This is a genomic window from Fibrobacter sp., assembly GCF_045131395.1.
Classification (GTDB): Bacteria; Fibrobacterota; Fibrobacteria; order Fibrobacterales; family Fibrobacteraceae; genus Fibrobacter.
This window is the reverse complement of record NZ_JBGUQY010000046.1, coordinates 58,162-69,952: the sequence shown is the minus strand read 5'-3', so window position 1 is coordinate 69,952 and position 11,791 is coordinate 58,162. Positions and strand designations below refer to the sequence as shown.

The 11,791-nt window shown below is 50.5% G+C and carries 10 protein-coding genes; 1 reads left to right on the top strand and 9 read right to left on the bottom strand.

All coding sequences use genetic code 11. The features are described from left to right. Positions 1 to 54: 54 nt before the first annotated feature. The 9 genes from ACJMNB_RS11485 to ACJMNB_RS11445 all read right to left on the bottom strand — a co-directional run bounded on the left by ACJMNB_RS11485 (position 55) and on the right by ACJMNB_RS11445 (position 8,530). Complete coding sequence (locus ACJMNB_RS11485) at positions 55 to 993, bottom strand: tetratricopeptide repeat protein (protein WP_405342567.1); 939 nt, start codon at positions 991 to 993, stop codon at positions 55 to 57. A 78-nt stretch (positions 994 to 1,071) separates the two neighbouring features. Continuing rightward, positions 1,072 to 1,659, bottom strand: coding sequence for an OmpA family protein (locus ACJMNB_RS11480; RefSeq protein WP_405342565.1), 588 nt, complete (start codon positions 1,657 to 1,659; stop codon positions 1,072 to 1,074). Next, complete coding sequence (locus ACJMNB_RS11475; protein WP_405342563.1) at positions 1,656 to 2,945, bottom strand: translocation protein TolB; 1,290 nt, start codon at positions 2,943 to 2,945, stop codon at positions 1,656 to 1,658. Before ACJMNB_RS11475 ends, ACJMNB_RS11480 begins: the two co-directional genes overlap by 4 nt. A gap of 70 nt (positions 2,946 to 3,015) precedes the next feature. Beyond that, complete coding sequence (locus tag ACJMNB_RS11470) at positions 3,016 to 3,771, bottom strand: energy transducer TonB (protein WP_405342561.1); 756 nt, start codon at positions 3,769 to 3,771, stop codon at positions 3,016 to 3,018. Beyond that, complete coding sequence (locus ACJMNB_RS11465) at positions 3,772 to 4,182, bottom strand: ExbD/TolR family protein (protein ID WP_405342559.1); 411 nt, start codon at positions 4,180 to 4,182, stop codon at positions 3,772 to 3,774. A gap of 8 nt (positions 4,183 to 4,190) precedes the next feature. Continuing rightward, complete coding sequence (locus ACJMNB_RS11460; RefSeq protein ID WP_405342557.1) at positions 4,191 to 4,856, bottom strand: MotA/TolQ/ExbB proton channel family protein; 666 nt, start codon at positions 4,854 to 4,856, stop codon at positions 4,191 to 4,193. A 161-nt stretch (positions 4,857 to 5,017) separates the two neighbouring features. Then, entirely contained in the window at positions 5,018 to 5,755 is a 738-nt protein-coding gene (locus ACJMNB_RS11455; RefSeq protein WP_405342555.1) for a ribonuclease HII, read from the bottom strand. Beyond that, a complete protein-coding gene (purN, locus tag ACJMNB_RS11450) occupies positions 5,755 to 6,345 on the bottom strand; it encodes a phosphoribosylglycinamide formyltransferase (RefSeq protein ID WP_405342553.1) in 591 nt (196 codons plus the stop codon). Before purN ends, ACJMNB_RS11455 begins: the two co-directional genes overlap by 1 nt. Positions 6,346 to 6,622: 277 nt before the next feature. Beyond that, positions 6,623 to 8,530 (bottom strand): SulP family inorganic anion transporter, encoded by a 1,908-nt coding sequence (locus ACJMNB_RS11445; RefSeq protein ID WP_405342551.1) that lies wholly within the window; start codon positions 8,528 to 8,530, stop codon positions 6,623 to 6,625. Positions 8,531 to 8,622: 92 nt separating this feature from the next. Between ACJMNB_RS11445 and ACJMNB_RS11440 the strand changes: the two genes are divergently transcribed. Beyond that, positions 8,623 to 11,769 (top strand): cellulase family glycosylhydrolase, encoded by a 3,147-nt coding sequence (locus ACJMNB_RS11440; protein ID WP_405342549.1) that lies wholly within the window; start codon positions 8,623 to 8,625, stop codon positions 11,767 to 11,769. The last annotated feature ends 22 nt before the right edge of the window (positions 11,770 to 11,791 follow it).

Here is an 11,791-nt window from a genome sequence, read left to right as displayed (position 1 = left end):
AAGCCCGGCTAAATTGCCGGGCTTTTCTCATATTCAAAACGTAGTTTTGCTTGTTTACAGGGCTGCTTCCGTAGATTCAGCCGTTGCGCTGGCAGTGGGCTCCGGAGCCTTTTCCGTCGCGGGTTTTGCGCGGGAAGTCGGGTTTACCGGTTCACGAACTACAGGCACGCACCTTTCTACAGATTCACCAGCAGATTTTTTGTCTTCCTTCTCCAAGATTTCCTGCAACATTTCGGCAGCCTGCTCAAATTCGGCAGACTTTTCGCAAGACTTGATAGAAAGAATCTTCTGCAAATACTGCTTTTGCATATTGATGTCGCATTCATCGCCATACAGGCCAGCAAGCTTGAACAACGCAGGACAGGTCTTCTGTCCGTCGGGGAAGGCTTCCGACATGCGAGCAAAGACCTTTTTAGCCTTGTCCACCTGGTTCACATCAATTAAGCAAAGAGCCATCCAGTAAAGCGAATTTTCAGCAAGTTCGCCTTCTTTCATTTGCTCATAAACCTGCTTGAATCCGCTGTAGGCCAACTTGAACTCACCGCGATGGTAATCGGAGCGAGCCGTGTTGAACATGGCTTCGGCTTCCACCAGCTTTTCGGCTTCACGTTCCAGGCTATCCATAGATACCGGAGCCGGAGCGCCGCTTACCACCACCTTCTTCGCCAGGATCTTGTCGGACTTGCCGAGCAACATATCCAAGCGGTAGATGATTTCTTCCTGTCTGGAATCATTGCGTTCAGACTCGTCTGCGACACGGCGAGAAAGCATAGTGATTTCGGCCTGCATACGCTTTTGCGCAAGCTGAGACGCATCCAGCTCTGCACGCAAAGAATCGTTCTGAGCCTGAAGCTGTGCAGCCACAGAATCCAAACGCTGTTCGACCTCAGAGCCTACAGCTTTCATTTCCTGTGTACGGAGCACCGTCATCTGGCTGCACCCCGCGAAGACAAGCGCGGCAAAACCCGCAGTAAGTAGTTTCAAGTTAGTCATGAGCTTTTATTTAATTTTGAATTCGGAGTTTGGAATTAGGAGCCATCCAGTTCCTAATTCCTCATATCTAATTCTGCATTACTCTTTGATATTCACGCGGAAATTGGCGCGACGGTTCTGGGAGTAGGCTTCTTCGGTAGCACCTTCAACCTTCGGGGCTTCCTTACCATAGCTCACAGATTCCATACGCTTGCCATCGATACCGTAAGCGATCAAGAATTCTTTCACCTTCATGGCACGCTTTGCACCGAGAGTGAAGTTGTAGTCTTCGGTACCGCGAGCATCGGTGTGGCCTTCAATCGTAATCGTGAAGCGTTCTTCCTTGATCAGGAGTTCGCCCACCTGAGCCAGGAGTTCCTTAGCCTTTTCGGTGAGTTCAGAACGGTCGAAGTCAAAGTACACGTCTTCGCTCATGATCTGGTTGATGAGGGCTTCGAGACGAGCGCGTTCAGCTTCCAAGCGGGCGCGTTCGGCAGCCAGGCGTTCAGCTTCCAGGCGAGCCTGTTCAGCAGCCAGAGAATCAGCATTGGGTTCTGCAGCCGGAGCAACGGCGGCAGGAGCCGGTTCTGCTTCCGGTTCGGTCTGAGGCTGCTGCTTCTTTGCACAAGCAACGAGGCAGAGGGCTGCGGCAGATGCCACTACAGCGAGTTTAACAAAGTTCTTCATTTTTTACCTTCCTTTTTTGGTTGTTTAAAATCGTCATAGAAAAAGGACCACGTCGGAGAAGTATTCTCACCGGAATTGGTGATTCTCGTAACGTTGGAGCCATCTTTTCTCATAATGTAAATCTGGTACGAACCGCTACGGTTGCTGGAGAAAGCAATCAGCTTGCCATCGGGCGACCAAGTAGGATGTTCGTTGTTACCGGCGTTGCTGGTGAGCTGCACGATGTCAGAACCATCGAGAGCGCAGGTATAAATGTTCATGTGACCGCCATCCATAGAAGTGTAGGCGATGCGATCACCTTCAGGCGACCAGCTGGCACGTTCATTGTAACGGCCCATAAAGGTCACGCGACGCAAATCGGAACCGTCCTTGCCCATGGCAAAAATCTGCGGGCCACCGCCACGGTCGCTGGTAAAGAGCACTTCAGAAGCGAAGGGACTCCAGGCAGGACTGGTCTGGTTGGACTTCAAATAAGCAAACTTTTTAGCCTTGCCCGTTTCCGGGTTACCGATATACAAATCCGTCTTGCCGTCAACCGTGCTGGAGAACAGGAGTTCACCCGTCTTCGGGTTCACAGCCGGGCTGTATGTTTGGTCCAAATGCGGGAACACGGCACGTTCAACACCGCCAAAAGTCTTGGAATAAAGCTTCGGGCGGTGGGTCTTGAAATTCACATAGTACAGTCCGACATTGCCCTTCATCCAGACAGGCATCATGCTGATGGTCGTGTCGCGGGTAATCTGGCTGCGATGGAAACCATCGTAATCAGAGACCACCACCTGCTTAATTCCGTCCATTTTGGACACATAGGCAAGTCTAGTCGTCGCCACGCCCCGTTCACCCCAAAGACGATAAATCACCTGGTCAAAGAACTGGTGCAGGGCACGGCGCATATCCTTCTGTTCCACCAAGTAAGATTCCCCAAGCATCAGGTCCTTGGTTTGCGAAGCGTACAGGAAACATTCCACCTTCAGCATCTTGCCGACGGGAGTCACCTTGCCCGTAATATAGTGCTTGGCATGGGTCTTGCTGAACAACGGCAGGTCAAACTTGTCCGAAGAAACAACGTCAAAACGGCCCGAGAGGTTGGCATCGCGTGTCACAATCAGGTGCGGTTTTTCTTCGATCCAGTCAATGGATTTCTTTTCTGCAAAGGGAACAACGCCTATGGGCATCGTCTTGAACACCGAAATACCCACGTCAACGGCAATCGTATCGATGGTCGCATACGATGCAGCCGGCAGCAATGCCAGCGCAAGGGCGGCGACTCGTACAAAAAATTTCATCTTATCCATTCTAATCCACTCGTTTGTTCAATATAATACAATTTTATTACGTTCCAAACCACCCAACACCTTAATTTGGTGTAAAATTAAAGTGAAGCACCAACGAAGGGGCTCTAAAATTAGGCGGAAGTTCAGGAACCTTAGAAATTTGTACTGCACGAACTGACAAATGATCCCAAGTCTTGTTACCGGAACTACGCTTGAGCGTAATCGCCGTAATGCCGCCAAAACGGTCCACCGTAAACTGCACCGTGGTTTTTACGTCGCGACGCACGTTCAGGTTGGAGGGCGGATTAAAATTGCTCATGATAATTTGTTTCAAACGTTCCAAATAAACTTGCATCAGCGGGTCCATGTCTACAGACCCCACCGGATTCAAGCTGGGCGCTTCAACGGCTGCGGGCAAGTCCAGGTCGTCCACTTCAAAATCATCCTGCGGTTCCGGTTCTGGTTCGGGTTCCGGCTGCGGTTCTTCCACCGGCTCCGGTTCAGGAGGCTTTTCCTCCACCTTGGGTTCCGGCGGCAATTGCTGGTCGACCTTGGGCTTCGGTTCCGGCTTGGGTTTGGGCTCAATAGGCTTAGGCTGTTCCGGCTTTGGCTCCACCGGCTTGGGGCGGGGCGGCTGCGGACGCGGCTGAACAGGCTGTTGCACCTGCACCATTTCGAACACCGGAATCGGTTCCGGTTCATGCTTGAAATTCACAAAATGGAACGCAATGCAAATGCCCGCAATGAGCAAATGGAAAACCACCGCACACACGATGATTTTCACCATCATTCCGTCATCATCAGACGAAAAATACTGGATGTTTCTCTCTGCGCTCACCTATCTCTTTCCCGGTTTTTCCTTGGGATTCATCGTCAAGAATCCAAGCTTTGTCACACCGAGCTTTTGTACCTGGGTCACCACCTTCATCACAAGGCCGTAGTTCACGGACTCATCGGCATTGATGACCACGGCCATCTCGCCATTCCAGAGCGACTTGAACACGTTATTAAAACTCTTAAAGTCCACCATCATGTCGGCGATATAGAGTTCCTCGTTCTTAGTGATCGAGACCTTCAAAAGCTTTTCTTGCTCCATGGTCGGGGCTTCTGCCTTAGGCAAGTCCACCTTGACACCCTGACTCATGAGAGGCGCAGAAATGATGAACACGATAAGGATGGCGAACACGATATCGATCATGTTCGTCAGGTTCATCTCCTGCTTAAGTTCTTTTCCGCGACTGCGCTTCACAAAGCCTCCTAGCCGGCCACTTCTTCAAGGGCGAGCAAGTCACCGCGCTTAAAGAGACTGAGCACCTGGGAGCCAAAGTTGAAGTACGAAATTTCGTTCTGTCCGTTGCGGGCGGTAAAATAGTTATAGCCGGCAGAGGCAGGAATTGCAACCACAAGGCCAGCCACAGTCGTAATCAAGGCCATAGCGATACCCGGAGCGACCACGGTCAGGTCTGCAGAACCATGCTGACCGATCTGGAAGAAGGCAACCATAATGCCCCACACCGTACCCAAAAGACCAAAGAACGGAGAGAGGTTGGAGCATGTGGCCAAGAAACCCAAGTAGCGGTCTTCGGTAAGGCGCAGGCCTTCAATAGAACGCTGAATCGTGTCTTCCAGGAGCGAGGCACGGTGCTGGATAGAGTCGTAACTCACGAAATTACTGAACTTGGAAGCTTCCTTAAGCACTTCAGACGTAAGGCTCCTAAGCGCACTGTCGTCTGCGGTTTCACAAAGGCTCTGCAGTTCCACGAACTGGCGCACATTCACGAACTTGCGGAAAAACACCACGTTGGCACGCTGGTTTTTCATGTTCACGATGTACTTCACGATAATGATGCCCCACGAACCGAGCGACATAACCGCCAAAATGCCCAAAATGACAATCGTCGTGATATCAGACTGCGTCAGCATTTGGAGTAAAGGAACCGAATTGTTCAAAATCACCTCCCATTACAGGAAAAAGCGTAACTTGTTGTTTGGCAAGAATATAGCAAAAAGACGGAGCCAAAGACCCCATGAATAAGGTAAAATTGCAATAAAATCGTAAGAAATAAAAATTTACAAAAAAGGGCCTACAAGTCCAGTTCGGTCTGTAAGCTCTTGGGGTGGAAGCTTTTACGATGTTCAGGGGTCATCCCCTGACGGCGGATAGCTTCCAAATGCGCCTTGGTGCCGTAACCGGCATGCTTGTCGAAGCCATAACCGGGGTAACGCTTTTCCAGGTCATCCATATAGCGGTCACGGAAAACCTTTGCCAGAATGGAAGCCGCAGAGATACTTGCGATGCGGCCATCGCCCTTGACCACGGGAATCTGCAATTCTTCGGGAATTCCATGGATTTTCAAGTTGCCATCGACAACAATCAAGACCTTTGACGCCTCGGGCAGCATTCCTTTCTGAAAAATCGGGATTTCAGGGGCAGATTCTTTTATACCGGGCATTCCAAGGGCCTGCAGGGCTCGGCGCATGGCCAAGAAGTCCGCCTCCAGGATGTTCATGCGGTCAATTTCTTCGACCGAGGCGCTTGCCACGGCAAAGCATTCGCAAGCGTCTTGCACAGCCTGGTACATGGCTTCGCGCTTAGGACGCGTAAGTTTCTTGGAATCGTTCAGGGCCGGCATAATGTCGGCGGCCTTCAGCACGGCGGCGCAAGCCACCACGGGGCCCGCCAAGGGGCCGCGGCCCACTTCGTCTATGCCCACGACCACGGCATTCTCCCCCATCTGGGAGACAGCGAAATTGCGCATGGCGATTTCGCCTTCGATAGGAGCTTCGATTCCTTCGAGAAATGCCGGGACTTTAAACTTCATTACTTGAGCACCTGCTTGGCATAGTCGCGAATGGTACGCCAGTACAACTCATGTTCCTGCACCAGCACGCGAGCAGCCAGCGTTTCCGGCGTATCGCCTTCTTCTACAGGCACACGGGTCTGGGCCAGAATGCGGCCCTTGTCTATTTCTTCGCTGACCAGGTGAACCGTAGGGCCCGATTCCTTTTCGTTGGCGGCAATCACCGCTTCGTGCACGTGAATACCCCAAAAGCCCTTGCCGCCATACTTGGGCAAAAGCGAGGGGTGAATGTTCAAGATGCGATCCGGAAGTCTATTGATAAGACTTACAGGCAAGGCCTTCATGTAGCCCGCCAAAATCAACAAGTCAATGTCGTAGCGATCAATGACTTCGAGCATAGCGGCCTCGTAAGCGGCCGTATCTGGATGAGTCTTGCCAGAGATATGGAAAACGGGAATCCCGTAGGATTCTGCATGAGAAACAGCACCGCAACCCCCGTTATTAGTGATTAAAAACTTACATTGAGCTTCGAGGTCACCCTCGCCAATGCGGTCAATAATCGCCTTAAAGTTGCTTCCGCCTCCGGAAGCCATGACGCCAATTTTAAACATGGCGCCAAAGATAGCAAAAATTTAGCAGAAGCAGTGGATGAGAACCCAGGTTACTCCGCCAAATGCAACCAGATAGTTGAAAGTGAAGTTCCAGAAGATTTTTGCTTTTTGAGCAGACTGTAGAGTAATGTTCTTAGTCATGCCCATAATTTAGATATTAAGCCAATATAATTAAAGAGACGAAAATCACATTGCGATTTCCGTCACAAAATTACTTAAAACTTACAGGCCGTTCAGCTCTATCTCATCAACAAGAATGAGATGTCGCCTCAAGTAATTACTTTGTCTTTTCTTCGATTTTTACGACGGGTTCATCCATCATTTTTTCGGCAATAACTTCAGGAGTTTCTTCAGCAATTGCTGCGTTGGATTCTTCCGGCATCCAAGGTTTATCAAGGTTTCTTTCCCAAGAAACCGTAGGTGCAGGCTGCACTTCGTGAGAGGCGTCCACAATCGGGAGACCAAGGAGTTCGCGGGCGCGGTTGAGAGCAGCATCGATGTTACCGAGAGCGTTTTCTTCGCCGAGCTGCTTAAGCACTCCGGCGCGAGTCAAGGCAACCACCGGCTGGGCATGCACGCCAGAGAGCAACAGCTGCGTACCTTCGCGGTTGCAACGGTTCAGCAAGTCTTCAATCATCTGGATACCGGCAGCATCGATACTGGACACGCTACGCATACGCAGAATAAGAATCTTCGGCTTGTCCGAAATGCGGGCCATGGTATCCTTGAACTTGTCGACCGCACCAAAGAAGAGGGAGCCGGCCAATTCGTAAACCACCACGCCCTTCGGCACCTGGCGGCTAAGATCATTGTGGGCAGCTTCTTCGTCATCTTCCTTGAGGGCGGAAGTCACAGATTCAACTTCTGCCACATCGCTCATGCGCTTAATGAAGAGCACTGCAGCAAGCAACACACCCACTTCGATAGCAACCGTGAGGTCGATAATCACCGTCAAGAAGAAGGCCACGAGCATCACCGCAACGTCGCTCTTGGGAGCCTTGAACATCTTGATAAAGCTGCGGTAGCCGCACATGTTGAATGCGACCTGGAAAAGCACGGCGGCAAGGGCTGCCATCGGGATCATTTCAGCGTACTTACCGAGCACCAGCATAATGAGCAAAAGTACAATGGCATGCACCAGGCCAGAAATCGGGCTCACGGCACCGTTACGGATGTTGGTCGCCGTACGAGCGATAGCACCCGTAGCAGGGATACCGCCAAACATCGGGGAGAGCAAGTTGGCAACGCCCTGACCGAAAAGTTCGGTATTGGAGCGGTGCTTGGTAGAGGTCATACCGTCGGCCACCACGGCAGACAGAAGGGATTCAATAGCACCGAGAATAGCAATCGTCAAAGCCGGCTGGAACACCTTCTGCATCATTTCGAGACTGATGTTCGGGAGATGCGGAACCGGGAAACCGCTAGGAATGTGGTTTTTCATGCCAATGGTCATCACACCGTGGCCCGAAATCGGATCGTCCCAGCCCAGAACCTTCACCAGCACCGTAGCCACGATAATGGCAATCAGGGAGCCCGGAACCTTCGTGGTAATCTTCGGCCACAAGATGCAAACAGCCAAGGCCACAAGACCCACAATCACGGCATAAATGTTGATGGTATCCAAAGAAGAAGCGTAAAGCTTGATTTTACCCACGGCGTCTGCCGGGTCCTTGGAAAGGAAACGCAGACCGAAGAAGTTGGGGACCTGGCCAAGAGCAATGATGATGGCGATACCGGCGGTAAAGCCCACGGTCACCGGGAAGGGAATGAACTTGATGATGGCACCAAACTTGGCAAGACCGAAAATAATCAAGAGGATACCGGCCAAAAGGGTGGCCGAAGCAAGGCCGTCGTAGCCGTACTGGCTCACGATGCCGTAAACAATCACGATGAAGGCGCCCGTGGGGCCGCCAATCTGGAAGCGGGAACCACCCAACAGCGAAATGGTAAAGCCGGCGATGATGGCCGTGTAAAGGCCCTGTTCCGGACCCACGCCCGAAGCGATGGCGAAAGCGATGGCCAGCGGGAGGGCAAGAATGCCCACGATCAAACCCGACATGAGGTCGCTTACGAAGTTCTTTTTGTCGTAGCCCCTGCGAATCGTGCGGAACAATTCAGGAGTAACGGTCGTCTTGACGCCAGCAAGGAAATTCTTGACGGACTCTTTGGCGTTAATATTGGGCATTTGGGGTCTCCAATCTTAGGAACGCGGCCAAATTTAGGAATTTTTACATCAGCTGTTAAGGGTAAAAATGGCCTTTTATTATCTTTCAAGACATGAAACAGTCCATTTTCCCCATTTTGCGAGCCATATCGCTATTGGTTTTGGCTATAGCACTTTCAGCCCATGCGGCCTCCACAGTCGCAAGGCCATCCACAAATGGCAAGCTCCATGTTCAGGGAATCGACCTTTACGACGAAGGCGGCAATCCCGTCATACTCAGGGGAGCATCTACCCATGGACTGGCCTGGTTTCCCCAATTCGTGAACAACAAGCTCTTCAAGCAGCTCAGTTCCGAATGGAACGCGAACCTGATTCGCCTAGCCATGTATTCCAACGACTACGTGCATGGCGACCGCAAAAAGAATCTGGAAATTCTCCACAAGGGTATAGAATACGCCATCGCAAACGATATGTATGTCATTGTGGACTGGCATATTCTAGAAGACAACAATCCCCATGAAAACCTTGCCGAAGCCATAGGATTCTTTAACCAGATTGCCAAGGAATACGCCAACGTTCCAAACGTCATCTTTGAAATATGCAACGAACCCAACGGTGACTGCACTTGGGAAGATATCAAGGAATACGCAAGCATTATCATTCCCGTGATTCGCAGGCACTCCCCCGCCGCATTGGTTTTAATCGGAACGCCCAACTACGACCGAGAAATTCAATTCCCGGCTAAAGACCCGGTAAATTTTGAAAACGTCATGTACACGTTCCATTTTTATGCGACCTCGCACAAAGACGAATTTCGGGCCAAGCTCCGCGAAGTTGTTGGGCAAGGAACACCCATCTTTGTTTCAGAAAGCGGCCTCTGCGAAGAAACCGGTGATGGGGAAATTGATTTTGAAAGCGTAAAAACATGGTACCGACTGCTCGATTCCCTGCATTTAAACTACACGATTTGGAGCCTGTCTAATAAAGAAGAAGAAGCCTCCATGATCAAGGACGATTCGTACGCCACGGACTCCTTGACCGACAAAGACCTTACGCTTTCGGGCCAATTTGCGAAGGCCATTTTCCAGGGAACCGACATAGACAAAATCGAGCTTGCCTACGAACCGAAATCCCAATTCAAGTTAATGGCTCGCACCGCGCCCTATAAGGTTTGGGCCCTATTCGCCATCCCTGTATTCATTATTCTTTTCATCACCCTTCTCTTTCACAAGTTCAAAAAAAGATTCAAGACTCAAAAAATCAAAACCTACGATGACTTGCTAAAGTACAGCCCCGATAAAGACGCATTAAAGTTCAATTCTAAGCCCAGCAAAGTCATTCTGAGCGACCTGTTCCTGTTTTCAAGTTCTTTTTGCACCTTGATTTACCTTTGTTGGCGCGTTTCCTGTTCCATTCCCTTTGCCTACGGCTGGATTGCGATTATCGGAAGCTGCATCTTGCTAGTCATCGAGATCCTCGGTTTTTGCGAATCCATGATTCACTACAGCAGCATGCTCAAATACCGCGAGCACCCGCTGCCTAAAATCGCACCCGAAGACTACCCTGACGTAGACATTTTTATTTCGACTTATAACGAACCGCCCGAACTCTTGCGCAAGACTATTATCGGCTGCAAGCACATGGAATACCCCGACAAGAACAAGGTACACATTTACCTGTGCGACGACCACCGTCGAAGCGAAATGCGTGAACTTGCCGAGGAATTGGGAGTCCATTATTTTGACCGCCCCGACAACGAAGGCGCCAAGGCCGGCAACCTGAACAAGGCTCTGGAACGCACCAGTTCGCCATACGTGGTAACTTTTGACGCCGACATGATTCCGCAGCACAAGTTCCTGCTCAAGACAATCCCCTACTTTGTCGATGCCGACCGCATTAACGCCACACTCCCTGAAGAAAAACGCCGACCGCTGGGATTTATACAAACCCCGCAATCTTTCTATACCCCCGACGTATTCCAGCACAATCTTTACGCCGAGACCAAGGTTCCCAACGAACAGGACTTTTTCTACGACGTCATCGAAGCGGCCAAGACATCTACCAACAGCGTGATTTACGGCGGATCAAACACGATTATTTCGCGCAAGGCACTGGAAGCCATTGGTGGATTTTATACAAAATCCATTACCGAAGACTTTGCCACAGGTATGCTGATTGAATCGGCAGGTTTTGTAAGCCTAGGTCTTTCGGAGCCCTTGGCATCGGGCTTGGCGCCTTCCTCTTTCAAGGAGCATATCCAGCAAAGAACCCGTTGGGGTCGCGGCGTGATTGCCACCGCAAAGCAGCTCAAGTTCCTACGTAACCGCAAGCTGGATTTGTCGCAAAAGCTCAGTTACCTCAGTTCCGTGCTCTATTGGTTCTCGCCCATCAAGAACTTGATTTACCTGATTTCGCCCTTGATGTTTGCCGTCTTCTGCATCCCGATTTTCAAATGCACCTTGGTTGACCTGGCCTTGTTCTGGTTCCCCATGCATTTGCTTTCGATGATAGCATTAAGAATTACAAGCCAAGGAAAAATTTCGTCCCGCTGGAGCGGCATTTACGAGACATCGGTCATGCCCTTCTTGCTCATCCCGATTATCAAGGAAGCTTTGGGAATCACCCTTTCTACCTTCAAGGTCACCAAAAAAGACAAGCCCAACACGCGACAGACTATCGACAAGCGAAGCCTTGTTCCCTTTGTGATTCTGCTAGCATTGACCGTCGCAGGCATTATCCGCATGTCTTATATGTTGATTGCCTTGAAATACATCGGAATTCTCGCCGTACTCTTCTGGCTTTTGCGCAACACGTACTACCTGATTATGTGCATTTTCCTGGGAATGGGCCGAGATACCGATGGCGAAAACGTGAAAGTCCGCGCCGCCGAAATGATTACGGTCCAAAAAGAAGATGGCCGCCAAATCGAAGGCATTACCACAAAGCTTTTGGAACACGGCGTCGACATTTACACCGACGAACTGGAAGCCCTTTATCTGGGTGAGCCCATCGGGCTCAACATTTCCAACCACAAGTACGATTTAAACGTCAAGGGAACCGTCGTTTCGATACACAATTCTTGTAATCCCGGCATTCCCAGCGTCTACACCATCGAAATCCTTGATTTTAACGGTCAAAAGGACGAATATATCCAGATGCTTTACGACAGAAAGCCCACGCTACCGCAACGATTGCGCCTTGGCGGTGGCAACATAGACAACCTGTGGAACAACATTGGCCACCGGATTATGGCAAAATAATTTTCTATTTTTACGCGCGAAA

Bases quoted from the DNA above. Each gene is read 5' to 3' on its own strand.
- ACJMNB_RS11485 (WP_405342567.1), bottom strand. From the start codon at position 993: ATGACTAACTTGAAACTACTTACTGCGGGTTTTGCCGCGCTTGTCTTC.
- ACJMNB_RS11480 (WP_405342565.1), bottom strand. From the start codon at position 1,659: ATGAAGAACTTTGTTAAACTCGCTGTAGTGGCATCTGCCGCAGCCCTC.
- ACJMNB_RS11475 (WP_405342563.1), bottom strand. From the start codon at position 2,945: ATGAAATTTTTTGTACGAGTCGCCGCCCTTGCGCTGGCATTGCTGCCG.
- ACJMNB_RS11460 (WP_405342557.1), bottom strand. From the start codon at position 4,856: ATGCTGACGCAGTCTGATATCACGACGATTGTCATTTTGGGCATTTTG.
- ACJMNB_RS11455 (WP_405342555.1), bottom strand. From the start codon at position 5,755: ATGAAGTTTAAAGTCCCGGCATTTCTCGAAGGAATCGAAGCTCCTATC.
- purN (WP_405342553.1), bottom strand. From the start codon at position 6,345: ATGTTTAAAATTGGCGTCATGGCTTCCGGAGGCGGAAGCAACTTTAAG.
- ACJMNB_RS11445 (WP_405342551.1), bottom strand. From the start codon at position 8,530: ATGCCCAATATTAACGCCAAAGAGTCCGTCAAGAATTTCCTTGCTGGC.
- ACJMNB_RS11440 (WP_405342549.1), top strand. From the start codon at position 8,623: ATGAAACAGTCCATTTTCCCCATTTTGCGAGCCATATCGCTATTGGTT.